22 protein-coding genes and 3 pseudogenes are annotated in these 23,874 nt (G+C 65.4%); 13 read left to right on the top strand and 12 right to left on the bottom strand.

Features of this window, described 5'->3' with window-relative positions:
• The first annotated feature begins 53 nt into the window (after positions 1 to 53).
• The 5 genes and pseudogenes from C7W88_RS05810 to C7W88_RS05790 all read left to right on the top strand — a co-directional run bounded on the left by C7W88_RS05810 (position 54) and on the right by C7W88_RS05790 (position 4,081).
• The gene (locus tag C7W88_RS05810) at positions 54 to 1,070 is read left to right on the top strand and encodes a ligase-associated DNA damage response exonuclease (protein WP_118072849.1); all 1,017 of its coding nucleotides are present in this window, start codon (positions 54 to 56) and stop codon (positions 1,068 to 1,070) included.
• Positions 1,070 to 2,664, top strand: a pseudogene (locus C7W88_RS05805) (cisplatin damage response ATP-dependent DNA ligase). Before C7W88_RS05810 ends, C7W88_RS05805 begins: the two are co-directional and overlap by 1 nt.
• A 59-nt stretch (positions 2,665 to 2,723) precedes the next feature.
• Positions 2,724 to 2,912 (top strand): hypothetical protein, encoded by a 189-nt coding sequence (locus C7W88_RS05800; protein ID WP_118072848.1) that lies wholly within the window; start codon positions 2,724 to 2,726, stop codon positions 2,910 to 2,912.
• A gap of 99 nt (positions 2,913 to 3,011) precedes the next feature.
• Positions 3,012 to 3,407, top strand: a complete 396-nt coding sequence (locus C7W88_RS05795) for a group II truncated hemoglobin (protein ID WP_118072847.1) — start codon at positions 3,012 to 3,014, stop codon at positions 3,405 to 3,407.
• A 35-nt stretch (positions 3,408 to 3,442) separates the two neighbouring features.
• Positions 3,443 to 4,081: a YoaK family protein gene (locus C7W88_RS05790; protein WP_118072846.1), complete on the top strand. Its 639-nt coding sequence runs from the start codon at positions 3,443 to 3,445 to the stop codon at positions 4,079 to 4,081.
• Positions 4,082 to 4,092: 11 nt separating this feature from the next.
• On the opposite strand, the gene C7W88_RS05785 is transcribed toward C7W88_RS05790, so the two are convergent.
• The 5 genes and pseudogenes from C7W88_RS05785 to C7W88_RS05765 form a co-directional block, all read right to left on the bottom strand.
• Positions 4,093 to 4,377: a DUF167 domain-containing protein gene (locus tag C7W88_RS05785; RefSeq protein ID WP_118072845.1), complete on the bottom strand. Its 285-nt coding sequence runs from the start codon at positions 4,375 to 4,377 to the stop codon at positions 4,093 to 4,095.
• Positions 4,358 to 4,938: pseudogene (locus C7W88_RS05780) on the bottom strand (gamma carbonic anhydrase family protein). The gene C7W88_RS05785 and the pseudogene C7W88_RS05780 overlap by 20 nt, the downstream one beginning before the upstream one ends.
• Before the next feature lie 14 nt (positions 4,939 to 4,952).
• On the bottom strand, positions 4,953 to 5,492 hold the full coding sequence (locus tag C7W88_RS05775; protein WP_240344850.1) for a GNAT family N-acetyltransferase: 540 nt from the start codon (positions 5,490 to 5,492) through the stop codon (positions 4,953 to 4,955).
• A gap of 7 nt (positions 5,493 to 5,499) precedes the next feature.
• Positions 5,500 to 6,491: pseudogene (gene hemB, locus C7W88_RS05770) on the bottom strand (porphobilinogen synthase).
• Positions 6,492 to 6,528: 37 nt separating this feature from the next.
• A complete protein-coding gene (locus C7W88_RS05765) occupies positions 6,529 to 8,082 on the bottom strand; it encodes a M23 family metallopeptidase (RefSeq protein ID WP_240344849.1) in 1,554 nt (517 codons plus the stop codon).
• Between the two features lie 146 nt (positions 8,083 to 8,228).
• Here C7W88_RS05765 and C7W88_RS05760 point away from each other — a divergent pair, with 146 nt between their 5' ends.
• Positions 8,229 to 9,275, top strand: a complete 1,047-nt coding sequence (locus C7W88_RS05760) for a DUF3667 domain-containing protein (protein ID WP_240344848.1) — start codon at positions 8,229 to 8,231, stop codon at positions 9,273 to 9,275.
• 54 nt (positions 9,276 to 9,329) lie between these two features.
• Here the strand turns inward: C7W88_RS05760 and ftsH are convergent, their stop codons facing one another.
• The 6 genes from ftsH to C7W88_RS05730 form a co-directional block, all read right to left on the bottom strand.
• Positions 9,330 to 11,261, bottom strand: coding sequence for an ATP-dependent zinc metalloprotease FtsH (gene ftsH, locus C7W88_RS05755; RefSeq protein WP_118072842.1), 1,932 nt, complete (start codon positions 11,259 to 11,261; stop codon positions 9,330 to 9,332).
• Between the two features lie 140 nt (positions 11,262 to 11,401).
• Complete coding sequence (tilS, locus tag C7W88_RS05750; RefSeq protein WP_118072841.1) at positions 11,402 to 12,346, bottom strand: tRNA lysidine(34) synthetase TilS; 945 nt, start codon at positions 12,344 to 12,346, stop codon at positions 11,402 to 11,404.
• A gap of 16 nt (positions 12,347 to 12,362) precedes the next feature.
• A complete protein-coding gene (locus C7W88_RS05745) occupies positions 12,363 to 13,370 on the bottom strand; it encodes a tol-pal system YbgF family protein (protein WP_118072840.1) in 1,008 nt (335 codons plus the stop codon).
• Between the two features lie 119 nt (positions 13,371 to 13,489).
• The gene (locus tag C7W88_RS05740) at positions 13,490 to 14,473 is read right to left on the bottom strand and encodes a helix-turn-helix domain-containing protein (RefSeq protein WP_240344846.1); all 984 of its coding nucleotides are present in this window, start codon (positions 14,471 to 14,473) and stop codon (positions 13,490 to 13,492) included.
• A gap of 126 nt (positions 14,474 to 14,599) precedes the next feature.
• Positions 14,600 to 16,879 (bottom strand): phosphoenolpyruvate--protein phosphotransferase, encoded by a 2,280-nt coding sequence (gene ptsP, locus C7W88_RS05735; RefSeq protein ID WP_118072839.1) that lies wholly within the window; start codon positions 16,877 to 16,879, stop codon positions 14,600 to 14,602.
• 158 nt (positions 16,880 to 17,037) lie between these two features.
• A complete protein-coding gene (locus tag C7W88_RS05730) occupies positions 17,038 to 17,196 on the bottom strand; it encodes a YdcH family protein (protein ID WP_118072838.1) in 159 nt (52 codons plus the stop codon).
• Positions 17,197 to 17,430: 234 nt separating this feature from the next.
• Between C7W88_RS05730 and C7W88_RS05725 the strand changes: the two genes are divergently transcribed.
• The 6 genes from C7W88_RS05725 to nadA all read left to right on the top strand — a co-directional run bounded on the left by C7W88_RS05725 (position 17,431) and on the right by nadA (position 21,766).
• Positions 17,431 to 17,628 carry a YdcH family protein gene (locus C7W88_RS05725; protein ID WP_039333267.1) on the top strand — a complete coding sequence of 66 codons (198 nt, stop codon included), beginning with the start codon at positions 17,431 to 17,433 and terminating at the stop codon, positions 17,626 to 17,628.
• An 87-nt stretch (positions 17,629 to 17,715) separates the two neighbouring features.
• On the top strand, positions 17,716 to 18,240 hold the full coding sequence (locus tag C7W88_RS05720) for a DUF1465 family protein (RefSeq protein WP_370073196.1): 525 nt from the start codon (positions 17,716 to 17,718) through the stop codon (positions 18,238 to 18,240).
• A gap of 85 nt (positions 18,241 to 18,325) precedes the next feature.
• On the top strand, positions 18,326 to 19,243 hold the full coding sequence (locus tag C7W88_RS05715; protein WP_370073195.1) for an MBL fold metallo-hydrolase: 918 nt from the start codon (positions 18,326 to 18,328) through the stop codon (positions 19,241 to 19,243).
• On the top strand, positions 19,225 to 19,878 hold the full coding sequence (locus tag C7W88_RS05710) for a DUF4230 domain-containing protein (RefSeq protein ID WP_118072837.1): 654 nt from the start codon (positions 19,225 to 19,227) through the stop codon (positions 19,876 to 19,878). Before C7W88_RS05715 ends, C7W88_RS05710 begins: the two co-directional genes overlap by 19 nt.
• 101 nt (positions 19,879 to 19,979) lie before the next feature.
• The gene (locus C7W88_RS05705; RefSeq protein WP_118072836.1) at positions 19,980 to 20,711 is read left to right on the top strand and encodes an adenylate cyclase; all 732 of its coding nucleotides are present in this window, start codon (positions 19,980 to 19,982) and stop codon (positions 20,709 to 20,711) included.
• 56 nt (positions 20,712 to 20,767) lie between these two features.
• Positions 20,768 to 21,766: a quinolinate synthase NadA gene (nadA, locus tag C7W88_RS05700; protein WP_118072835.1), complete on the top strand. Its 999-nt coding sequence runs from the start codon at positions 20,768 to 20,770 to the stop codon at positions 21,764 to 21,766.
• Between the two features lies 1 nt (position 21,767).
• Here the strand turns inward: nadA and C7W88_RS05695 are convergent, their stop codons facing one another.
• Complete coding sequence (locus tag C7W88_RS05695) at positions 21,768 to 22,661, bottom strand: DMT family transporter (protein ID WP_118072834.1); 894 nt, start codon at positions 22,659 to 22,661, stop codon at positions 21,768 to 21,770.
• An 82-nt stretch (positions 22,662 to 22,743) separates the two neighbouring features.
• Between C7W88_RS05695 and C7W88_RS05690 the strand changes: the two genes are divergently transcribed.
• Positions 22,744 to 23,850, top strand: coding sequence for an alkene reductase (locus C7W88_RS05690; RefSeq protein ID WP_118072833.1), 1,107 nt, complete (start codon positions 22,744 to 22,746; stop codon positions 23,848 to 23,850).
• Positions 23,851 to 23,874 lie beyond the last annotated feature (24 nt).

The raw sequence follows: 23,874 nt of genomic DNA, 5'->3' as shown, positions 1-23,874 counted from the left end.
CTGTGGCGATAGTTCATCTGGAACGAAACCTGTGAGCCCGCCATTGTTCCACCATGGCAGCGGCATTTTCGTGGATCAGGGCAGAGCCGATGGGCATCCACGTTGCGCCGGCCGACGTGTGGATCGATCCCGCGCGCCCGGTCGAGACCGCGCTGGTCACCCATGGGCATGCCGATCACGCCCGGGGAGGCCACGGCCGAACCGTCGCCACACCTGAAACGCTGGCGATCATGCAATTGCGGTATGGGGTGGAAGCGCAGAACGAAGTCCGGGCGGCGCCCGTCGCCTATGGCGAAACCATCAGCCTGCCGGGGGCTGTGCGGGCGACATTCGTGCCCGCGGGCCACGTCCTCGGCTCTGCACAGATCCTGCTGGAGCATGCAGGCGAGCGGGTGATCGTGACCGGGGACTACAAGCGTCGGGCCGATCCCACCTGCCCGCCATTTGAAGTGACGCCATGCGACGTGTTCATCACCGAGGCCACCTTCGGACTGCCGGTGTTCCGCCATCCGCCGATTGCCGAGGAAATGGCCAAGCTGCTCAGTGCCCGTGAGAACGATCAGGGGCGCTGCGTGCTCGTTGGCGCCTATGCCTTGGGCAAGGCGCAGCGGGTGATCGCAGAACTGCGGGCTGCAGGATTTCACGAGACGATCTGGCTGCACGGCGCGATGGAGCGGATGTGCCGACTCTATGAGGATCACGGCGTCGAGTTGGGCGACCTCAAGGCCGTGGCCGGTGTGCCCAAGGCGGCGCTGGCCAACAGTATCGTGATCTGCCCGCCATCGGCGCTCAACGACCGCTGGAGCCGCCGCCTGCCCGATCCGGTCACCGCCATGGCGTCGGGCTGGATGCGCGTGCGGCAGCGGGCGCGGCAACGCAATGTCGAGCTGCCGCTGATCATCTCCGACCACGCCGACTGGGACGAACTGACCCAGACCATCGCGCAGGTGAACCCCGCCGAGACCTGGATCACCCACGGCCGCGAGGAAGCGCTGCTGCGCTGGTGCGAACTGACGCAGCGCAAGGCGCGGGCCCTGGCGCTGGTGGGGTATGAGGACGAGGATGATTGATGGAGCGCTTTGCCGCCCTGCTCGACGCGCTCGTGCTCACGCCATCGCGCAATGCCAAGCTGGCGCTGCTGGCCGACTACATGCGCGAGACGCCCGATCCTGACCGGGGCTGGGCGCTGGCTGCGCTGACCGACGGGCTGGATTTCCCCGCGGTAAAGGCAAGCCTGATCCGCGCGCTGATGGCCGAGCGGGTAGACCCGGTGCTGTGGACGTTGAGCCGCGATTACGTTGGCGACACCGCCGAGACGGCCAGCCTGCTCTGGCCGGAGCCAATCGGCGATCAGCTGCCGCCGCCATCGGTGGCCGAAGTCGTCGAGACACTCCACGCCACTACGCGCGCAACGGCGCCCGGAATTCTCACCGATCTGCTTGACCGTCTTGACGTCAATGGTCGCTATGCCCTGCTGAAACTTGCCACGGGTGCGATGCGCATCGGGATTTCAGCGCGGCTGGCCAAGGTCGCGTTCGCGCAGGCTTTCGAGGTCAGTGTCGAGGACGTCGAAGAGTACTGGCACGGACAGGCGCCGCCCTACTCACCGCTGTTCGATTGGGCGGCGAACGGTGCCGCGCCGCCGCGCACCGACCTGCTGCCGCTGTTCCGGCCGTTCATGCTGGCCCACCCGCTCGAAGCGGAAAGCCTCGACCTCTCGGAGTTCGCGGCCGAGTGGAAATGGGACGGCATTCGCGTGCAGATCGTCCATGTTGCAGGTGAAACACGCGTCTATTCGCGCAGTGGCGACGACATCTCCGGCACCTTCCCTGAGGTGACGACCGCGCTGACCACGCCCTGCGTGCTTGATGGCGAGTTGCTGGTACGCGGGGCGCATCAGGGCGGCGAAAGTGGCGGCGCGGCCAGCTTCAACGCCCTGCAGCAACGCCTTGGGCGCAAGACTGTATCGAAGGCGATGCTCAGCGACTATCCCGCCTTCGTGCGCCTTTACGACCTGCTGATCGAGGACGGCGAAGACTTGCGCGAATGGGCGTGGGAGCAGCGCCGTGCCCGGCTTGAAGCTCTGGTGACCCAGCTCGATCAGAACCGGTTCGATATCTCGCAGGTGATCGAGGCCCGGGACTTCGACGAACTTGCCGAGATCCGCGCCCGGGCGCGGGACGAGGCAATCGAAGGAGTCATGCTCAAGCGGCGCGACAGTCCCTACGTGGCGGGACGGCGAACCGGCCTGTGGTACAAGTGGAAGCGCGATCCGCTGCTGATCGATTGCGTGCTGATGTATGCGCAGCGGGGGAGCGGCAAGCGCTCGTCGTTCTATTCGGACTACACCTTCGGCTGCTGGAACGGCGACCCGGACGAGGGGCGGAACTGCTCCCTGTCGGCAAGGCCTACTTCGGCTTCACCGACGAGGAGCTGAAATGGCTCGACCGCTACGTGCGGCAGCACACTGTCGGCAAGTTTGGCCCGGTGCGGGAGACCGACAAGTCGCTGGTGTTCGAAGTTGCCTTCGATTCTGTTCACGCCAGCAAGCGGCACAAGTCGGGCGTTGCCATGCGCTTCCCCCGCATCAGCCGCATCCGCGCCGACAAGCCCGCGCATGAAGCGGACCGGCTCGAGACGCTGAAAGGCCTGATCGCCGACTGAGCTTGCGGAACCTAGTCACCTGCCTGCCGTTTCCAGAAAAACGTCTGGGAGAGAACACAATGGCAAACGTATTGCTCGCCGCTCCGGCCTATGCGCTCGGACGACTCGCCTGGACATCGCTGCGCACCGGCGGCGAATGGACGCGTTATCGGCAGTGGGATGCGGTGGCGACCAACTGGGCGATCGGGGCAGTCCTTGGCGGAATGGCGGCAAGCCTTGCGGCCAAGGCGCTCCCTCACCGCAACTGAAGCGCCGAGCGGTTGCTCAAGCGGTTGATTGCGGTCAATGTTTTCGGCACTTGTTTGACGCACAAGCAAGGCTCCAGATCCCTGTTCCGGAGCATTCCCTTGGCGACCCAAGCCCCCGCAACCAGTCCCTATGACCGCCTTGGCGGAATTGAAACGCTGCGCCGCATCACCGATCGCTTCTACGACCTGATGGAAATCGATCCGGCCTTTGCAGAGCTGCGCGCCATGCATGCGCCCGACCTTGCACCAATGCGCGAATCCTTGCCGGGGTTTCTGGCCGGCTGGAGCGGCGGTCCGCGCGACTGGTTTGACGCACACCCCGGCAAGTGCATGATGTCGATGCACAAGCCCTTCCCGATCACGCGCGAAACGGCCACGCAATGGGCCGACTGCATGGCGCGCGCGATTGCCGATGTCGCGCCTGAGGACCGCGAGATCGCCGACGGCCTCAGCAAGGTGCTGGGACAGATGGCGCGGGGCATGGCGCGCACCTGATTCCCTTGCGCGTAAAGCCGCGCTAGAAGGCGAGCGTGATCCTCAATGACCGCCAGCGCCGGACATTTGCCATGGCTCTTGCCGCCATGGCCGGGTTCGTGGACGCGGTCGGGTTTCTCTCCGCGCAGGCCTATTTCGTCTCATTCATGTCGGGCAACACGACGCGGCTTGGCGTTGCGCTTGGCACTTCCCCGCATGACGCGATCGTTCCCGCTCTGTTGATCGGTGGCTTCATCGCGGGTGTGACGGCAGGCGCGCTCGTTTCCGAGCGTGCGGGATCATTGCGCAAGCCCGCCGTGCTGGCGCTGGTCACAGCGCTGCTGTTGATCGGGGCAATGGCCCGCGCCGCCGGGACCGTAACACTGATGATGGCGGCGCTGGTCCTGGCGATGGGTGCGCTCAACAACACTTTCCAGCGCGATGGCGAAGTGACTGTCGGCCTGACCTACATGACCGGTGCGCTGGTCAAGCTCGGCATTGGCCTGGCCCGCCGCATCATGGGCAAAGGCGATGGCCGGTGGACGTCATGGGCGCAGCTGTGGCTTGGCCTGCTGGCCGGTGCCGTGCTGGGCGCCTTCCTGCAGGATCGCCTGCCGATGGGATGCCTGTGGATCGCCAGCGCCTGGAGCGTGGCAATGGTGGTCGTTGCTTTCAGGGTGCCTTCGGAGAGCTAGGCCGGGGAAAGTCAGGCTGGCGGAATCCTGAACAGCTTCTCCCGGGAAGTTGCGCCGCGCAACATTTCCACCCTGGACGGCGCAACGCCAAGCGCCCTTGCCAGTATCTCCCCCACCGCTGCCGTCGCCTTGCCATCCTCGGGCTTGGCGCGGACCCTGACGGCGATGCGCCCCTGTTCGATCTCGATGCCTTCGCTGCGCGCGCCCGGCGTCACCCGCACCGCCAACCGCCCCTCGGCATCGACCAGCGCGCGCAAGGCCTCCGGCGGCGGCAGCTCAGCCTTCGGCCGCGCCAAGAACGGCCGCCCCGACAGCCAGCTTGTGCGCCTGCCCGTTGCGGACATAGTGCTGCACGCCGCGCTGCATGTCGGCAATGGCCGCATCATCGAGATCGCGCATGTACCTGGCGGGACGGCCGCCCCACAACTGACGCGACAGCACGCGCTTGCCGCCGGTCAGCATCGCGCCTGCCGCCAGCATGCCGTCGCTTTCGATGTGGGCATCGCTCATCACGATAGCGCCAAGGCCGACGAAGCCGCGATCCTCGATCACGCAACCGTGGACCATGGCGAGGTGACCGACCAGCACGTCCTCGCCGATTATCGTCGGAAAGCCATCGGGCTTGTTCGGCGCGGGACTGTCGACGTGGATGACGCTGCCATCCTGGATGTTGGTCCGTGCGCCGATGCGGATGAAGTTGACGTCGCCACGCAGGACGCAGTTGTACCAGATGGACACGTCCGGCCCGATCTCGACATCGCCGATGATCCGGCATCCCGGCGCGATAAAGGCGCTCTCGTGGATGCGCGGGGTCTTGCCGTTCAAGGGATGATCGAAACGTCGGGGTACTGCTGCATCCTGCCCTCTTAAATCATTGCGCCAGCTTGCGATAAACGATGTGCGGCCGCAGCGGATCGTCCTCGCCGAGCGCGGGGTGTTCGAAATCGAGGTCAGCCGCGCGTTCCATGCCGAGCCGCTCCATCAGGCCCCATGACCGCACGTTGCCAGGTACCGTCATGGCGCGGATTTCCGGAAAATCCAGCGCACCAAAGCCCCAGTCGAGACTGGCCTGCGCGGCCTCGCGGGCATAGCCCTTGCCCCACGCGTGATGGGCAAGACGCCACCCGATCTCGGCATGGCCATGGAGGGGAGTGCCTTCGGGCCCCGGCTTGATCCCGCAGAAGCCGAGGAATGCCCCATCCTCAAGCCGCTCAAGCGCCCAGAAGCAGTAGCCATGCTCGCGCTGGAACCCGTTCATCCGTGCGATCACCACCGCAACGTCGTCCCGGGTCAGTGCACCGGGAAGAAACTCCATGACGCGCGGGTCGTTGCACATCGCGTGGAACGGCGCGGCATCCGCATCGCACCATTCGCGCATGACGAGGCGCGGTGTTTCGATGCGGAATGACACTTTTGCCTCAGGCACCCATCAGGCGGGCGGCGTGCGCCGCATGGTAGGTCAGCACGCCGGAACAGCCCGCGCGCTTGAACGACAGCAGGGTTTCCAGGACCATGGCATCGCGATCGGCTGCACCGGCCGCCACTGCCGCCTCGATCATCGCGTATTCGCCGCTCACCTGATAGGCGAAGACCGGCACGCCGAAAGTGTCCTTCACGCGGGCTGCGATGTCGAGATAGGGCAGGCCCGGCTTGACCATCACGCTGTCAGCCCCTTCGGCAAGGTCCATCTCCACCTCGCGCAGGGCTTCCTCGGCGTTGCCGGGGTCCATCTGGTAGGTCTTCTTGTCACCCTTCAGCAGCCCGCGCGAGCCGACCGCATCGCGGAACGGACCGTAGAATGCCGAGGCATACTTGGCGGCGTAGGACATGATCTGCACGTTGATATGTCCAGCGCCTTCCAGCGCCTCGCGGATCGCGCCGATGCGGCCGTCCATCATGTCGGAGGGGCGATGATATCGGCTCCGGCAGCGGCCTGGTTGAGGCTCTGGCCGACCAGCACCTCGACGGTCTGATCGTTGAGGACATAGCCCGCCTCGTCGATCAGCCCGTCCTGCCCGTGGCTGGTATAGGGATCGAGCGCGACATCGGTCAGCACGCCGATGCTGTCACCGCAGGCATCCTTGATCGCCTTGATCGCCCGGCACATCAGGTTGTCGGGATTGAGCGCTTCCTTGCCGTCCTCGCTGCGGCGATCGGGCTGGGTGTTGGGAAACAGCGCAAGGCAGGGAATGCCCAGCGCCACCGCTTCCTTTGCCCGCGCGACGATCCCGTCAACCGACCAGCGCGATACGCCCGGGAGCGACAGGATCGGATCCTCGACGCCCTCCCCCTCGGTCACGAACAGCGGCCAGATCAGGTCTGCCGGGGTGACCAGCACTTCGCGGTGCATGGCGCGGCTCCATGCGGTGGCACGGGTGCGGCGCAGGCGAGTCATCGGATAAGTCGTCATGGCACGAAGGCCTAGCCGCTGGCTCGCCCCGCTGCAATCACCGGGAACGGTTTGCCGGGATCGCGGTGATCTGCGCCAGCTTGCTGCGGAAGGCGGCAAGTTGCGCCGGATCGACGGCTGCGCGCTGGACGATCGAGGTCATCGACATCGGGTTCACCGTCTGCCCGCCGCGATACATCTCGTAATGGAGGTGCGGCCCGGTGGAAAGGCCGGTGGAACCGACATAGCCGATCACCTGGCCCCGCCGCACGGTCATGCCTGCCGAAACAGCGATGCGGCTCATGTGGCCATAGCCGGTGCCGATGCCGCCGCCGTGATCGAGGCGAACGTAGTTGCCGTGCCCGCCATGCCACCCGGCAATGCTTACGCGGCCATCGGTTGCGGCATAGATCGGCGCGCCCCAGCCTGCGGCGAAATCGATCCCGGCGTGCATGCGCACATAGCCGAGGATCGGGTGGCGACGCGCCCCATAACCCGAAGTGATGCGACCGTTGACCGGCGCGCCGAGGAAGCCGGTGGTCTCCTGCGCGCCTTCGGCCATACCTTGGGGCGAATAGAACGCCCCGTCGTTACCCCAGCGCAGGAGTTGCAGCACCGGCTTTCCGGCGCGAACCACGCCTGCATAGAGCAGGTCGCCCGCCTGCTGCTCGCCCGTGCCGGCGCGGCGATTGGCATAGACCAGGTCGAACTCGTCACCCGGCGCGATTTCCTCGAACGCCATGTGCTCGTCGATGGTGCGCAAGTAGTCCTGCACCGCAGACGGCGGCGCACCGGCAGCGCGGGCGGAGCGATAGAGGCTCGCCCCGACGATTCCGCGAATGCGCTGTGGCGATGTGTCGACGGCAATGGCGTTGCTGGCGAGCGCCAGTCCGCCGCCGCTGCGCCGGATGTCGAGCGCGAGATCGAAGCGTGGGCGGAAGGACAGCTGCTCGAGCGGGCGCGGCTGCGCCGGGCTGGTGCGCGCGCCAAGGCGGATAGAGAAGCGCGTGCCTTCCGCAATCGCGCCGGGCTTCACCTGGCCGCCGACCAGATCGAGCACGCGCACGATATCGGTACTGGCAAGGCCGGCGCGCTGCAGCATGCGCGGGAAGCTGTCGCCGGCGCCAAGGGTTGCCGTCAGGTCGATGCTGGGCCGTTCGGGCGCGGCAGCGAGCGGGATGACGGCTGACGTGGCGTTCATGCGGCGGCCGTTGTCCGCACCGAAGGCGAGCGGGCGAATGCCCTGCACGCGGAACTCGTCCTGCGCGGCATCGTCCAGCATGGTCAGCGGCGCGGCCTGCAACGGGGCAAAACTCGGCCTCATCAGCACGGCAGCCGCGCCGAGGCCGAGCATGGTGCCAAAGCCCCGGAACCAGCGGGCGCTGCCGAGGTCTTCGGCAAGGTCGGGCACGAGATCGAACCTGGCGAAAGCGCGCTCCACCGGCGCAGTCAGGCGCGGCCAGTGGCGCGAAAAGAACAGCTCGGTGTTCCTGAGCAACAGCTCCCAGCGGAGCGGCGTCACGGGGGCGCGGGGCGGCGTGGTGCGCTGGCCGAAGCCGCTTCCCCCTCCCGCTCCGGCGAGTGCTATCAGTTGATCCCGCGGTGTGAACACGTGTCCTGCTTACCCTCTTGGGCTCCGGACTGCACGTTCAAGGTTAATGTTCCGTGAAATCAGCCATTTTGCCGCGCTGTCTCAAGGATGTGGCGTGAACCGAGCCTGCTCGTTATGCTGCAACTGGTTACAGGGGGAACAAGATTTTGAGCGGCACGGAGACTCTGGGCGAGATGGCGGGTGCCTTTGCTGCGGCACGCACGGTTGAGCCGACGGCGGGGGAGTATCGGGCCGACGGCCACACCCACGAATCGGCCTGCCTGAATTGCGCCACGCCGCTGGTCGGCAGCCATTGCCATGCCTGCGGGCAAGCCGCGCATGTCCACAAGACAATCGGCGCATTCTTCCACGACCTGCTCCACGGCGTGTTCCACTTCGAAGGCAAGATCTGGCGGACGCTGCCGATGCTGGTGACCAAGCCCGGCCAGCTTACCCGCGAATACATCGACGGGCGGCGGGCGAGCTATGTCTCACCCATCGCGCTATTCCTGTTCTGCGTGTTCCTGCTGTTCACGACGATCAATTCCATGAACGCCGGCGACCTCGGAAAATCGGCGACCACTTCGATCGAGCAGGCAGAGGCTCAGCAGAAAGCAGAGCTGAGTGCGCTTCAGGCGAAACTCAGGACCGAGACCGATGCGGATGACATCGCGCGACTGAAGCGGAAGATCGAAGTTGCGCAATCCAGTCTCGATGGGCTGGCAACGCTCAGGTCCAGCAACGTGAACATCAACATGATCCAGCCCGACACGGATATCGAGGGGCTCGAGAAAGTCCCGTTCGTCCACGAGGCGGTGAAAGTGTGGAAGGAGAACCCCAAGCTCGCGCTCTACAAGGTGCAGACTTACAGCTACAAGTTGAGCTGGGCACTGATCCCGATCTCGGTACCGTTCCTTTGGCTGCTGTTTCCCTTCAGCCGCCGCTTCGGCCTCTATGATCACACCGTGTTCGTCACCTATTCGCTCTGCTTCATGACGCTGCTGGCAATCGTCGCGATGCTCGGCGCCAAGCTTGGCGTGCCTTCACTCGGACTTCTCGGTCTGGTGCCGCCGTTCCACATGCTGGTGCAGTTGAGAGGAACTTACGGCCTGTCGTGGTTCGGGGCATGGCTGCGGACGTGGTTCCTGTCCATGTTCGCCCTTACGGCACTGATCCTGTTCGCGATGCTCATCCTCGTGGAAGCAGGCGGTTAAGCAAAAGGGCCGGAGGTTTCGCCCCGGCCCTTTCTTTTCGATCAGACTTTAAAATCAGGCCGGCTGCGGATTGGTCGAGCCGAACTTCTTGCCCGCGCGCGGCACTGCCGAGCCCTGGGCTGCGACTGGCCGTGCCGTGCCGCCGGGGTTCTGCGGGCGGTCCAGCTTGCCGCTGTCGAGCAGTTCCTTGATCTCGTCGCCGGTCAGCGTCTCGTATTCAAGCAATGCCTGGGCGAGGAGGTGGAGCTTGTCCTCGTTGGTCTTGAGGATGTCGGTCGCGCGTTCGTGCGCACCGTCGACGAGCAGGCGAATCTCGCTGTCGATCAGCTTGTTGGTCTCGTCCGAGGCGAAGAGGCGGGCCGAACCGCCCATGCCAAGGTAGCCTTCCTGCTGATCTTCGTACTGCAACGGACCGAGCTTTTCCGACATGCCCCACTTGGTGACCATCGAACGCGCCAGCGAAGTGGCGTACTGGATATCGGACGAGGCACCGGACGAGACCTTGTCGTGCCCGAAGATCAGCTCTTCCGCCACGCGGCCACCCATCGCGACCGAGAGGTTCGCGTGCATCTTGTCGCGGTGGTAGGAATAGCTGTCACGCTCGGGCAGACGCATGACCATGCCCAGCGCGCGACCGCGCGGGATGATCGTGGCCTTGTGGATCGGATCGGAGGCCGGTTCCTTGACCGAGACGATGGCGTGGCCCGCCTCGTGATAGGCGGTCATCTTCTTCTCGTCGTCGGTCATCACCATGGAGCGACGTTCCGCGCCCATCATGACCTTGTCCTTCGCGTCCTCGAATTCCTGCATGGCAACAAGGCGCTTGTTGCGGCGCGCGGCGAGCAGGGCGGCCTCGTTGACGAGGTTGGCAAGGTCAGCACCCGAGAAGCCAGGAGTGCCGCGCGCAATCGTGCGCGGATTGACGTCGGGCGCGAGCGGCACCTTCTTCATGTGGACCGAAAGGATCTTCTCGCGGCCTTCGATGTCGGGGATCGGCACGACCACCTGGCGATCGAAACGACCGGGACGCAGCAGCGCGGGATCGAGCACGTCGGGGCGGTTGGTCGCCGCGATGATGATGATGCCTTCGTTGGCCTCGAAGCCGTCCATCTCGACCAGCAGCTGGTTCAGCGTCTGCTCGCGCTCGTCGTTCGAATTGCCGAGACCGTGCCCACGGTGACGACCGACCGCATCGATTTCGTCGATGAAGACGATGCACGGCGCGTTCTTCTTGGCCTGTTCGAACATGTCGCGCACGCGGCTTGCACCGACGCCGACGAACATCTCGACAAAGTCCGAACCCGAAATGGTGAAGAACGGCACGCCCGCTTCACCCGCAATGGCGCGGGCGAGCAGGGTCTTGCCGGTGCCGGGCGAGCCGACCAGCAGCGCGCCCTTGGGGATCTGGCCGCCAAGCTTGGAAAAGCGCGAAGGATCGCGCAGGAACTCGACGATTTCCTCAAGCTCCTCGCGTGCTTCATCAATGCCGGCGACATCATCGAAGGTGACGCGGCCCGAGCGTTCGGTCAGCAGCTTGGCCTTAGACTTGCCAAAACCCATCGCGCCCGATCCGCCGCCCTTCTGCATCTGGCGCAGCGCGAAGAAGGCAACGCCGAGGATGAGCAGGAACGGCAGCGAGTTGAACAGGATGTACATCAGCATGTTCGGCTGTTCGGCCGCCTTGCCGGCATACTGCACGCCGTTGTCCTGCAACAGCTTCGGCAGATCGGAATCGCCGGGCACGGGCACGGTTGCGAACTGGCTGCCATTCTTGAGCGTGCCGGTGATGCGCTCCGGCGCGATCTCGACCGAGCGGACCGCACCATCGCTGACTTGCGAGCGGAAGGCCGAGTAGGGGATCGTCGTCGCGTTGGTATCGACCCGTGATCCGAACATCGAAACCACCAGCAGGAGCGCAAGGAAGATCATGCCCCAGACAAGGAGACTCTTGATCCACGGATTTCCCTGAGGCTGGTCGTCGTTCATCGCTGTCTTTCCGCAATCGCCCGGGGACGCGGGCGGGTATGGAGGCAATGTAGGATTGCCACCCCGATTCTCAATATCGGGTAACTGGCAATATAGCGCGAATGTGGTTTTTCAGCGACCTGTGCCGATAGGGCATGCCGTCAAGCGCAATGTGGCGGCGCCAGGGTGAAGCGCCAGGCGCCGCTCCGGGCATCCCCCTTTACCCCGCCAAGCGTCGCAACGCCGCCCTGGCGCAGGGTTTCAAGCCAGCGGACCAGTTCTGCGCCTCGTGGCGTCCCTCCGCCCAATCTGGCGAGCACGCGCTCGAGCAGGCGCAAGGCGATGGCGTCGGGCAGGCCTGGCGGCGGGTTCCACGTGAAACCCTCGCCCGCCGTTGTCACGCTTTCCCACAGCTGGCCGACAACCCAATCCAGCGCAGCATCGGCTTCGGCAAGGTGCCGGGCGCTCCGGGCGAAACCCATGATTGCAAACGCATCGGTTGACGTCAGAGCGTCACGCATGCGCACCCGCTCGTAACCCGGATCGCGGTTCGAAGGATCGTCGGCCGCGGCAAGGCCGGTCAAGTTGACAACCGCCTGCAATTCAGCCCGCCGCCATGACAGCAAGGGCCGTAGCAGCGTAAGGCCCGGAGCGCCCGGCACTTGTGCAACGGGGCGCATCGCTGCCAACCCCCGCAAGCCGACACCACGGTTGAGGCGCATGACCATCGTCTCGGCCTGATCGTCGGCGTGGTGGGCGGTGACGATAGCCGCCAGACCCTGGTCGCGCGCCCACTGCGCCAGCGTCGCGTAGCGCGCAGCCCGCGCCCGCTCCTGCACGGCGCTGCCTTTTTCAAGCGAGAGCGCCAGAGTCCGATGCGCAATGCCGCGCTCAGCGCAGATCGCAGCGACCATTGCCGCTTCATCGGCCGATTCCGCCCGCAAGCCATGATCGACCGTGGCCACCTGAAAGTTGCGCGGCGCAACTTCGTGGAACAGCAGCAGCATGGCGAGGCTGTCCGGTCCGCCCGATACGGCAAGGCCGACGGGCTCATGCGGGGCAACCGCCGCCCACTGCGCGGCAAAGCGCGCAGCAGCAGCGGTCAGGCTATTCCCGAGTCCATTACTTGCACTTCACCGAGGCGCGGGCGCCATCGTATTGGCCCTTGAGACGACCGGCGACTTCATCGGGATAGGTCGAGGCCAGTTCCGTGAAGGCGCCGCATGCCTTTTCGGTATCCTTGAGGCGCACCATGGCGATCCCGAGATAGAGCAGGCTGTCAGGCGCACGCGCGCCCTTCTTGTCGGCAAGGTAATTCTGCAGGAAGAACTGCGCCGCGGTGCCGGGCTTGCCATCATCGAGCCAGGCCCGACCCAGCAGGTTGCGGCCGAAGCTGATCATGTTGTGCTTGGGATAGCGATCGACATAGATCTGCAGCTGCTGCTGCGCTTCGGGATAGAACTTGGCTTCCCACAGGCGGAAGCCATAGTTGTATTCATCCAGCGCGGCATCACCCGTTGCCGGCTTCTCGATCGCCTGCACAGCTGCCACGCGCGCGGCCGAAGGCGATACCGGCTTTGCGGCAGGCGTTGCAGGCTTGGTCTCGGCCGGCTTGGTTGCAGCAGGCTTGGCAGCGGCTGGCGTCGTGGGCTTCGGCGTCACTGCCGCAGGAGCGGGCGTCGTCGTCGCGGCAGGCGCTGGCGTCGCCGCCGGTTCCTCGGGCGGCGGCGCGGCAGCGGCCTCAAGCCTGGCCAGCCGCTCCTCGATCTTGGCCGAGCGGTTCTGCCCCTCTTCGACCTGCGCGGTCAGCCGCGCCATCTGCGCCTCGACTGCATCCATCCTCGCAAGAATGTCGGTCACCGCGGACGAGGCGGGCGCGCCAACCGGTGTGGTGTTCGTCGGGCCTGCGGTGATTTCAGGAACGAATGTCTTGCCGGCGCCGTCGGGGAAGACCTTGCGCTGCATCGCGCGGATTTCCGCCTCCATCCGGCGCAGGCGCATTTCCGGGTCGACCGGCGCGGCTGTGGTCTTCTGCGCAGTGGATTGGGCCAGCAGCGGCGCAGCGATCGGGGCGGTCAGCCCCAGAAGGAGGGCTCCAAGCGGCGCAGCACGCCGGAAAGTCATGGTCATGGTCGTTCCCGTTCAGCGGCGCACGATCCCCGCGCACCCTCAATCAACGCCGCAAGTTTGCCCGATAGCCTGCACCAAGTCGAGACCGGCCAGCAGGTTATCCGCCTCGGCCCGTCGCCTCAGCGCTGGGCGGCAGGTGGCGGCGTACCCTCTGCCGGGGCTGCGGCCGGAGCCGGAGCCGTTGTCGGCTCACTTGCCGCAGCGGACTGTTGCACACGGCGGCGCGGGGCAGGTCGTGCGGCCGGGGCCGCCGCAGAAGGCGTCGCCGCAGGAGCTGGCGTGGCCGCCGCAGTACCGCGCGCCAGCAAGGCCGCTGCGCTGACCGCCACGTCCTTCACGATGCCTTCCTTCTCGGCGATGCGCGGAACCGGTTGCCCGCCCACCGTGATCGCAAGCGCATCGGGACGCCCGGTCCACAGCTTGGGCTCGGGCACGTCGGCCGGCACGGTGAAGCTTTCGCCCTTGGCCAGTTCCTTCTGGAGGATCTGCTTGCCAGTGCCGTCGTAGAACTTCACCCAGATGCGATCTTCGGTGGCCGTGAACACGACCGGGCCGGTCGGTGCGGGAGCCGGTGCAGCGGCGGCAACCTGGCTCGGCGCCGGGCTCGCCTCTTCCGGCCCGACCAGCGGCGGGAGTTCGGCAGACGGCAGGTAATAGCTGCGCCAGAACACCAGCCCCGCCAGCGCAATGGCGATGACCAGCCCTGCGGCAAGCCACGCAGTCAGCCGCGAAGGCGTCTTTTCAGGATCGCCCACCTCGAACTGGTTGATCACGCGCGGCGGCGGTGGCGGCGCCTGCCGGTCAAGCTCGGCGCGAACGGCCTCGGAAACGGCCTTGTCATCGAGGCCGACCGCTCTTGCGTAGCTCTTGGCAAAGCCAAGCGCGTAGGGCCTTCCCGGAAAGGCGGCATAGTCGCCCACTTCAAGCGCCTGCAGATGCCGCGTGGTTACCCGCGTGGCTTGTGAAAGCTGCTTGATGTCCAGCCCTGCGGCCTCACGCGCCGCGCGCAGCATTTCGCCCACGCTTTGCGGGCCCGGCTGCCCGGCGGGCATGGGCGTGGTGTCGATATTGGTAATGTCCTGCAGACCGCCGGCTTCAGCCAAGGCGTTACTCCCGTCTTCCGCGTATGCTTTGCAACCCGTTAACAGGGTTCGCGTCGCCCCTGCGATTGTCAACGGCTTTCGACGAAGAATGGCGGATTTCGACGACGAAACGCCCCTGAGCCACCCTCAGTCGCACTCGATCCCGCGTGCGGCGGCCCATTCGGCAATCGCAGCGCGAAGGTCTTGCGGGGGTTCGGACAGCCAGCCGGCCATTGCCGCGCGAATCTCGTTCACATCGACCTTGCGGACAAGTTCCTTGACGGGCCCGACCGCCGCAGGCGTAATCGAAAGGCGCGTGATGCCAAGGCCGAGCAGGGCGAGCGCCTCCAGCCTGCGTCCGCCCATCTCGCCACAGACTGTCACGTCGGTGCCGAACGGCGCCACCGTGTTCACCACGCGGCGCAGGAAGCGCAGGATGGCCGGGCTGAGCCAGTCGTAGCGTTCGGCAAGCTTGGGATTGGCACGGTCGGCGGCGAACAGGAATTGCGTCAGGTCGTTGGTGCCGATCGACAGGAACGAGAGCTTCGGAGCCAGCAGGTCGAGACACTCGGCCAGCGCCGGGACTTCGAGCATCGCGCCATAGCGGATCGCCTCGGGCAGGATCTTCTTCTGCTTGCGCAGGAAGGCCAACTGGCCATCGAATACGGCCTTGGCGGCATCGAACTCCCACGGTTCGGTGACCATCGGGAACATGACGTTGAGCGTCCGCCCGCCCGCCGCTTCGAGCAGGGCGCGGGCCTGCACCTTCAGCAAGCCATCGCGTTCCAGCGCCACGCGCAGCGCGCGCCAGCCCATGGCAGGGTTTTCCTCGGCCTCACCGTCATTATGGCGCAGGTAGGGCAGCACCTTGTCACCGCCGATATCGACGGTGCGGAACACCACCGGACGATCGCCGGCCGAGTCCATCACATCACGATAGAGCCGGGTCTGGCGCTCACGCGAGGGCAGCGTCGCCGAAACGAGGAACTGGAACTCGGTGCGGAACAGGCCGATGCCATCTGCGCCGGTGAGGTTGAGCATTGGCGTATCGTCGCGCAGCCCCGCATTCATCAGCACGGCGATGCGCGTGCCGTCGCGAGTGAAAGGCTCGACCTCGCGCATCGTGGCGTAATGGGCCTGCCGTTCGCGGTTTCTGGCAAACCGCGCCTCGAACGCTTCTATCAGCGTGGGTGCGGGGCGGACGTCGACCACGCCCTGATCGCCATCGAGCAAGAGGTGATCGCCATCGCGCACCTTGCCGCGCAGCGCCCGCATCCGGCCGACTACCGGTATCCCCATGGCCCTCGCCACGATGACGACATGCGCGGTGAGCGAGCCTTCCTCGAGAATGACGCCCTTGAGGCGCCGCCGATCGTATTCGAGCAGTTCGGCCGGGCCGAGATTGCGTGCGATCAGGATGGCATCGCCCTTGAGGCCCATGCTGGCGGCGGTGCCCAGCTGACCCGAGACGATCCGCAGCAGGCGATTCGACAGATCCTCGAGATCGTGCATGCGGTCGGCCAGAAGCGGGTCGTCGATCTGGCGCATGCGCATGCGGGTGCGCTGCTGCACGCGCTCGATCGCCGCTTCTGCCGTGAGCCCGGAATCGATCGCCTCGTTGATCCGGCGCGACCAACCTTCGTCATAGGCGAACATGCGGTAGGTCTCGAGCACCTCCTCATGCTCTCCGCCTACGCCGAATTCCGCCTGGCTGGCCATGCGGTCGATCTGTTCGCGCATCTTGTCGAACGCCAGATAGACGCGCTGGCGCTCGGCCTCGGTGTCCTCTGCGACGACATGCTCGATCGTGACGCGGGGCTGGTGGTAGACGGCAACGCCACTGGCGAGGCCCTTCACCAGAGTCAGCCCCTTGATGCGGTCCGGCCCGGTAAGGTGGGCCGGCACCCCCAGCGTTTCCTCGTCGTCGATCAGCTCTGCATTGGCGATGAGTTCGGAAAGAACCATCGCCACCGTCTGCAGCGCCTCGATCTCGACCTCTTCGTAGCGGCGCGGTTCGACGTGCTGGACCGCAACCACGCCCACCGCGCGTTCGCGCCGCACGATCGGAACACCGGCAAAGGAGTGGAACTTTTCCTCGCCCGTTTCGGGACGGAACGCGAAGTCGGGATGCGCCGCTGCCTCGGCAAGGTTCAGCGTCTCGACATTGCCCGCGATGGTGCCGACCAGACCCTCGCCCACGGCCAGCCGGGTGACGTGGACCGCCGCCTGGTTGAGGCCGCGCGTGGCGAAGAGCTCGAGCATCCCCTCGCGCAGGAGGTAGATCGAGCACACCTCTGAATCGAGATTTTCGCCGATGACTTCGACGATCTGGTTCAGCTTGGCCTGGGCACCCGCGCGCGAGGCCATGACCTCGTGCAGCGAAGTCAGGATTTGTCGGGCAGAGGTCACGGCACTGAGCATGGACATGGATTAGCCTAGTGCGCGCGGTTTGGGAATGTTGCGCACAATCCGATACCGAGGCGATTATGCTGCGGATAGCTATGCAGGTAGAGAATGGCGAGTTGCCGATGCAAAAGAGCCGCCCGATCGGGCGGCTCCGTGTGTTGCCGTGAGGCGCGCAAGGATCAGTGGAAGCGCGATAGCTCTTCCTTGATCTTCAGCTTCTTTCTCTTGAGCTGAGCCACCAGCGTTTCATCAGGGAGAGGCCGGGACATTTCCGATTGGATCTGCTTTTCAAGTCCGGCGTGCTTTGTCTGGAGTGCGCTGATGTGCGTCGATTCCATGCTTTTTCCTCCTTAAGGGAAAGCCCCCTTCAGAAAACCGCACGAGGCCATCCCCGTGCGGGGCGGCGCAACCTTTCGGCCGGTTCTTCACGACTCGAACAGGCGGCGCGTTGTCATGCTCCCACATTGGCCGTATCTTGCAAGCCAAACCGCGCCGGAGCGTTGCACTTTACGGGTTATGCCGTAAGTCGCAGATTACGACCGGTTCACCGGGTCGAAGGAGTTGGGCGGAACGTGACCGAAGAGGAAATGCGCAAGCGGCTTGCTGCGCTGCGTATCGAACACCGTGACCTCGACGCGGCGATCGACGCGCTCTCGCTCAACGGTGCGCGCGACCAGTTGCAGATCGCCCGTCTCAAGAAGCGCAAATTGCTGCTGAAAGACCAGATCGCGATGATCGAGGATTACCTTATTCCCGACATCATCGCCTGAAATCAGATAGTTGAATCACGCGCTCGGCAATGCGCGAGTGTCCCGTTAAGAAACGTTCACGAAACGGGACAGATTTGGTTCGATGTCATGTTGGCGAAACAAAGACGGTCGGGCTATGCGCATTTCATGCCTTTGTTGCCGAGCCTGAATCCGCGTATCGTAGACGCTCTCCATGCCGAGGCGCTCGGTCTTGCCGATCAGGTGCGCACACGATTCGAACGGCTGCGCCAGGAGACCAACCAGATCGTCGCCGATGACGAGGATCTGCGGCGCGTGCAGGTAAGCTGTGAAGCGCTGCGCACGACGACACGCGTGATGCACTGCCTGGCCTGGCTGCTCAATCATCGCGCCCACTTCGCAGGCGAGCTTTCGGAGCTGCAACTGCGCCGCCATGGCCGCCTGATCGCGAATTTTCCCGACAGCGATCGCGAAGTCGTCGCCAACCTGCCGCAGGACGTGCAGGCGCTGGTTCACGACAGCCAGCGGCTTTACCAGCGCATCCAGCGGCTGGAACAGGCGTGGCGATCCGAGGCCATCGCCAATGGCAGTGCCGTGCAACGCTTGCGCGACCGCCTTGCCCGTGCTGTCGAGGATCATTCAAGCGCCGCCTGATCTGCCGGCACGGTAGCGGCATCCACTGCAATCCGACATGACTTGCGCGGTTGCGCCCGGGCGTTGCAGTCCCCATACCCCGGCCATGGCCCAGATGCCCCCGATCCCCGACCGCAGCGAATGGCCCGTCGGCCGCGCCGAGCAACTCGAACCGCTGGTGCGCCGCGTGCTCGCCCCCAACCCCTCGCCCTACACCTTCACCGGCACGCAGACCTATCTGGTCGGAGCTGGCAAGGACGTGGCGGTGATCGATCCCGGCCCTTACGGCATGGACCATGTCGTCGGCTCGGAAAGCCAGGGCCATCTCGACGCCATCCTCGCCGCAGTGGGCGATGCCAGGATCGTCGCGATTGTCTGCACCCACACCCATCGCGATCATAGCCCCGCCTCGCGCCCCCTTGCCGAAGCCACTGGCGCCCCGATCATCGGCTGCGCTCCGCTGACCATGGAGGACGACGGCCCGCGCGCCGATGCCGCTTTCGATGCCGACTACATGCCCGACCGCGTTCTCGCAGATGGCGAGCGCATTTCGGGCGATGGCTGGACGCTCGAAGCCGTCGCCACGCCCGGCCATACCTCCAACCACCTGTGCTACAGCGTGGTGGAAAGCGGTGCGCTGTTCACCGGCGATCACGTGATGGGCTGGTCCACCTCGGTTGTCTCACCGCCGGATGGCGACATGGCGGCATACATGGCGAGCCTGCAGAAGCTCCACGATCGCGCCGATCGCGTGCTCTATCCCGCGCACGGGCCGCAGATCGACAACCCGCGCCAGCTCGTGCGCGGCATGCTCGGCCACCGCCGCCAGCGCGAGCGCCAGATCCTGCGCCTGCTCGAGGACGGCGGGCCGCACGCCATTCCCGAGTTCGTCGCGGCGATGTACAAGGGCCTCGATCCGCGGCTCCACGGTGCAGCAGGTCGCTCGGTGCTTGCCCACCTGCTCGATCTGGAACGTCAGGGACGGGTGAGGGTTGAGGATGAGACATGGATGATCCAGGCCTGACCACCCGCCCTGCGACCAAAGCGGCAGCGCCCTCGCTGGCGCGCGTCTCCTTGCTGCCTTGGGGCCTGTTCCTTGTCGCGCTGGCAGCGGCAGCCTTCTTCGCCTGGCAATGGTGGCAGCCCGAGGATCTTGGCGATCCGCTCGCCACCAGTCTTGTCGCGTTCGAAAAGCAGGACAAGCTGACCGTGTTCAGCGCCGAGCTTGCCCCTGTCGTATCGAGCAACGATTCCCGCCTGTTCGGCCTCGTGAACTCCAAGCAGGTCGCAGTGATCCCGGCGCGGATCGACTACACCATCAACCTCGCGCAAGTCGGCCGCGACCGCCTGACGTGGAATGCGGAAGGACAGACCCTTGCAGTCCGCCTGCCGCCGCTCACCGTCAGCCGCCCCAATCTCGACGAGGCGCGCGCGCAGTACTTGCGCGACGGCATCTGGATCAGCCGCGATGCCCAGGACAAGCTGACTCGCGACAACACACGGCTTGCCGAAGCGCAGGCGGTGCAGCAGGCGGCCAATCCCGTGCTGATGAACCTTGCCCGGCAGGCCGCAAGGGAAGCCATCGCCCAGAATCTGTCGATCCCCCTGCAGGTGGCGGGTTACGGCAAGGCCAAGGTCGAGGTCACGTTCGACAAGTAAAGGGCGACAGCCCTGGCAAAATGGTTGCAAGTGTGACTGACGTCACCGCCAGATCGGACCGAATCGCCTAGCGGGCGCCTCGGGACTGGTGGAGACACCTCATGGCAACCGCCGCAATCAATACCGTTTATCCGTACTCGCGCGATCAGCGCTTTTTCACCCGCATGGCCATCGGCATGGCGGTGTTCGTCGTCTTCGCGTTCGGCCAGTGGGCCCTGCGCGGGATGGCCTCGCCGTCCACCGCACCGGTCTGGGTCCATCTCCACGGCGTGGCGATGCTGTCATGGCTCGGCATGTTCGTGCTGCAGAACCAGCTGGCGCTCACCGGCAACATCGCGCTGCACCGCAAGCTCGGCTGGGTGTCGCTGGCGCTCGTCCTGTTCATCGCCGGACTTGGCATGTTCACCGGCCGCATGGCGATCGAACTGCATCGCGTGCCGCCATTCTTCAGCAATGCCTATTTCCTGGCGCTGACGCACATCGGCACCGCACTGTTCGCCGCGATGGTCATCGCCGCGATCGCCATGCGGCGCGAAACCCAGTGGCATCGCCGCCTGATGATGGGCGCGATGATCCTGATCCTCGAACCTGCCATCGGCCGGCTCGTGCCCGCGCCGATCCTCGGGCCAACGCTGACGCCAATTGTCGAGGGCGCCTTCCAGCTCTTTGCCGTGGGCCTGATCGCCATGCATGACCTGCGCGAGACCGGATCGGTGCATCCCGCCACCCGCTTCAGCGCACTGGCCGTGGTGGTCCTGTTCGGCGTGGTCATGGGCCTTGCCGTGTTCCCGCCGTTCGTTTCGCTGGCAGAAGGTATTGCCGCGGCGGGTTGAGGTCCCTAAGTCCGCCTCTCGCCCGCACGCCCAAGCGGGCGGGAGGATGTGACACGATGACTGCCCAGCCCCTGAACCTTTCCGGCCTCGACCTGCGCGCCGAGATCGACCGTTTGCGCAAGGAGCGCAACGCGGTGATCCTCGGGCACTATTACCAGCGCCCGGAAATTCAGGACATTGCCGATTTCGTGGGCGACAGCCTCGAGCTTTCGCGCAAGGCCGCTGAAACCGATGCCGACGTCATCGCGTTCTGCGGCGTCAAGTTCATGGCCGATACCGCCAAGATCCTGTCGCCTGACAAGATCGTGGTCCTGCCAGACATGGACGCCGGCTGCAGCCTCGAGGATTCGTGCCCGCCCGACAAGTTCAAGGCGTTCCGCGAAGCCCACCCCGATCACATCGCGCTGACCTACATCAACTGCTCGACCGAGGTGAAGGCGCTGTCCGACGTCATCGTCACCTCATCGAGCGCGGAAACGATCCTCGCCCAGATCCCGCCCGAGCAGAAGATCATCTTCGGGCCGGACCGTCACCTCGGCGGCTACCTAAACCGCAAGTTCGGCCGTGACATGCTGCTCTGGCCGGGCGTGTGCATCGTGCACGAGGCCTTCAGCGAGACCGAGCTGCTGAAGCTCAAGGCGCAGCACCCCGGCGCTCCGGTGGCGGGCCACCCTGAATGCCCGCCGCACATCATCGACCATTGTGACTACGTCGGCTCGACCAGCGGCATTCTGCAATTTGCCAAGACCATGCCCGGCGATACGCTGATCGTGGCGACCGAGCCGCACATCATCCACCAGATGGAACTGGCCGTCCCCGACAAGACCTTCATCGGTGCCCCGGGCGCGGACGGCAACTGCAACTGCAACATCTGCCCGTACATGGCGCTGAACACGATGGAAAAGCTCTACCTCGCCCTGCGCGACCTGCAGCCGCGCATCGAGATGGACGAAACCTTGCGCCTCGCTGCCAAGAAGAGCCTCGACCGCATGCTCGACATGGCCAGCGGCACCGTGGGCCTCGGCGACCTGGGCGCGCGGCCGTTCGGCAGCTGAGCTAGGCGCTCCTTCCCTCGCCTAGCCGCGCCAGTACCAGCGCGGTGCCGACCAGCGCCATGCCGATGGCGTCGGGCAGGGCGAGGACTTCGCCGAACGAGAGCCAGCCGACGAGGACCGAGACGGCCGGTTGCGTGAGCAGGACGAGGCCGATCACCAGCGGCGGAAAGTGGCCGAGCGAATAGACCAGCAAGCCTTGGCCGACGATCTGGCTCGCCAGCATCAGCCCGATCAGCGGCCACCAGTTGTGCGCCAGTACCGGCTCGCCCATCGCCAGTGCCGTGCCGAGCATGACCGGGCAACCGGCAAGGCTTGACCAGAACAGCAGGCTCCACGGGCGCAGTCGCTCGCGCACCTTCTGCACCAGCAGGATGTAGACCACGTAGAACAGCCCGGCGAGGATGCAGAACAGGTCTCCTGCCAGGGTGCGCGCATCGATCTCCATCGAGCGGCCCAGCAGCAGCCCCGCTCCGCCCAGCGCCATCGCCACAGCGGCAAACTCGCGCAAGTGCGGGCGGCGGTGCATCGTCACCAGTCCCCACACCATCAGGATCACGCTGCCGGAATTCCCGAACAGCGTAGCGTTGCCGAGCTTGGTCCGCTCGATCCCGACGTGCCAGCTGGCAAGATCGAGCGCGAAGACCACGCCCGCAGCAGCAATGAACCACCAGTCCTTGGCAGGGTAGCCGCGCAACGGTTCCTTGCTGCGCCATGCAAACAGGGCGAGCAACGGCAACGCCAGTGCCAGCCGCCAGAACCCCGCCGAGACCGGCCCACTATCGGCAATGCGCACGAACCAAGGCCCCAGCGCCAGCGCAATGTTTCCTGTCAGCAGTGCAAGGAAATGCTTCGGTGTGGGGCGAAATGACAGGTCTGCGTCACTTGAATTCGTCATGGGCGCAGCCTAATCCAGTTGCAAAGAGAAACTTAGGGCGAAATCTGGCGTTTCCCCGTTATCTTCGGAAAGGTCCTCTAGCATGCACGAACCACTGTTCCAGCCCCTGCGCCTCGGCGCGATCGAAGCACCGAACCGCGTCATCATGGCGCCGCTCACCCGTGGACGCGCCACTAGCGAAGGCGTGCCTACGCCGGTCATGGCTGAATACTACCGGCAACGCGCCAGCGCCGGCCTGATCATCTCCGAAGCCACCGGCATCAGCCGCGAAGGCCTTGGCTGGCCAAGCGCACCGGGCATCTGGTCGGCAGAACAGACCGAAGCGTGGAAGCCGGTGACCGAAGCCGTACACCAGGCGGGCGGTCGCATCGTGATGCAGCTGTGGCACATGGGCCGGATTGTTCACCCGTACTTCCTCGGTGGCGAACCGCCGGTCTCGGCTTCGGCCACCCGCGCGCCGGGGCAGGCGCACACGCCGGAAGGCAAGCAGGACTTCGCCACGGCGCGGCCCCTGCGCCTCGACGAGATGCCACGCCTTGTCGATGATTACGGCCTGGCTGCGGAAAACGCCAAGAAGGCCGGCTTTGATGGCGTGCAGCTTCATGCCGCCAATGGCTATCTGATCGACCAGTTCCTGCGCGATGGCACCAACCTGCGCGATGACGACTACGGCGGTTCGCCGCAGAACCGGTCACGCATCCTGCGTGAAGTGGTCGAACGCCTGATCGCGGTATGGGGCAAGGACCTCGTCTCGGTCCGCCTGTCACCCAACGGCGATTCGCAAGGCACGGATGACAGCAATCCCGCCGCCACGTTCGGCGAAGCGGCGCGGGTTTTGCAGGACCTCGGCATCGGCTTCCTCGAACTTCGCCAGCCGGGGCCCGATGGAACCTTCGGGCAGACCGACGTGCCGCAGCAGGACGCGCTGATCCGCTCGATCTATACCGGCCCGCTCGTGCTCAACAGCGACTACACGCCCGAGCAGGCCGCCGCCGACGTCGCCTCGGGCCGGGCCGATGCAATCAGCTTCGGCCGTCCGTTCATCTCGAACCCCGATCTGGTCGAGCGCATCCGTGTCGGAGCGCACATCAATCCGAACAAGGGGGTGCCACAGACGTGGTATTTCCCGGGCGAGGTCGGCTATACCGACTATCCGACGCTGGCGGAGGAAACCGCCGCCGCCGACTGACAACGCCCCATTGGAGCAATGCCG

Origin of the sequence: Novosphingobium sp. THN1, assembly GCF_003454795.1 — a bacterium.
Lineage (GTDB): Bacteria > Pseudomonadota > Alphaproteobacteria > Sphingomonadales > Sphingomonadaceae > Novosphingobium.
This window is presented reverse-complemented; position numbering and strand designations above follow the sequence as displayed.

Bases quoted from the DNA above. Each gene is read 5' to 3' on its own strand.
- C7W88_RS05810 (WP_118072849.1), top strand. From the start codon at position 54: ATGGCAGCGGCATTTTCGTGGATCAGGGCAGAGCCGATGGGCATCCAC.
- C7W88_RS05800 (WP_118072848.1), top strand. From the start codon at position 2,724: ATGGCAAACGTATTGCTCGCCGCTCCGGCCTATGCGCTCGGACGACTC.
- ftsH (WP_118072842.1), bottom strand. From the start codon at position 11,261: ATGAACGACGACCAGCCTCAGGGAAATCCGTGGATCAAGAGTCTCCTT.
- C7W88_RS05745 (WP_118072840.1), bottom strand. From the start codon at position 13,370: ATGACCATGACTTTCCGGCGTGCTGCGCCGCTTGGAGCCCTCCTTCTG.
- ptsP (WP_118072839.1), bottom strand. From the start codon at position 16,879: ATGTCCATGCTCAGTGCCGTGACCTCTGCCCGACAAATCCTGACTTCG.
- C7W88_RS05730 (WP_118072838.1), bottom strand. From the start codon at position 17,196: ATGGAATCGACGCACATCAGCGCACTCCAGACAAAGCACGCCGGACTT.
- C7W88_RS05720 (WP_370073196.1), top strand. From the start codon at position 17,716: ATGTTGGCGAAACAAAGACGGTCGGGCTATGCGCATTTCATGCCTTTG.
- C7W88_RS05715 (WP_370073195.1), top strand. From the start codon at position 18,326: ATGGCCCAGATGCCCCCGATCCCCGACCGCAGCGAATGGCCCGTCGGC.
- C7W88_RS05710 (WP_118072837.1), top strand. From the start codon at position 19,225: ATGGATGATCCAGGCCTGACCACCCGCCCTGCGACCAAAGCGGCAGCG.
- C7W88_RS05705 (WP_118072836.1), top strand. From the start codon at position 19,980: ATGGCAACCGCCGCAATCAATACCGTTTATCCGTACTCGCGCGATCAG.
- nadA (WP_118072835.1), top strand. From the start codon at position 20,768: ATGACTGCCCAGCCCCTGAACCTTTCCGGCCTCGACCTGCGCGCCGAG.
- C7W88_RS05695 (WP_118072834.1), bottom strand. From the start codon at position 22,661: ATGACGAATTCAAGTGACGCAGACCTGTCATTTCGCCCCACACCGAAG.
- C7W88_RS05690 (WP_118072833.1), top strand. From the start codon at position 22,744: ATGCACGAACCACTGTTCCAGCCCCTGCGCCTCGGCGCGATCGAAGCA.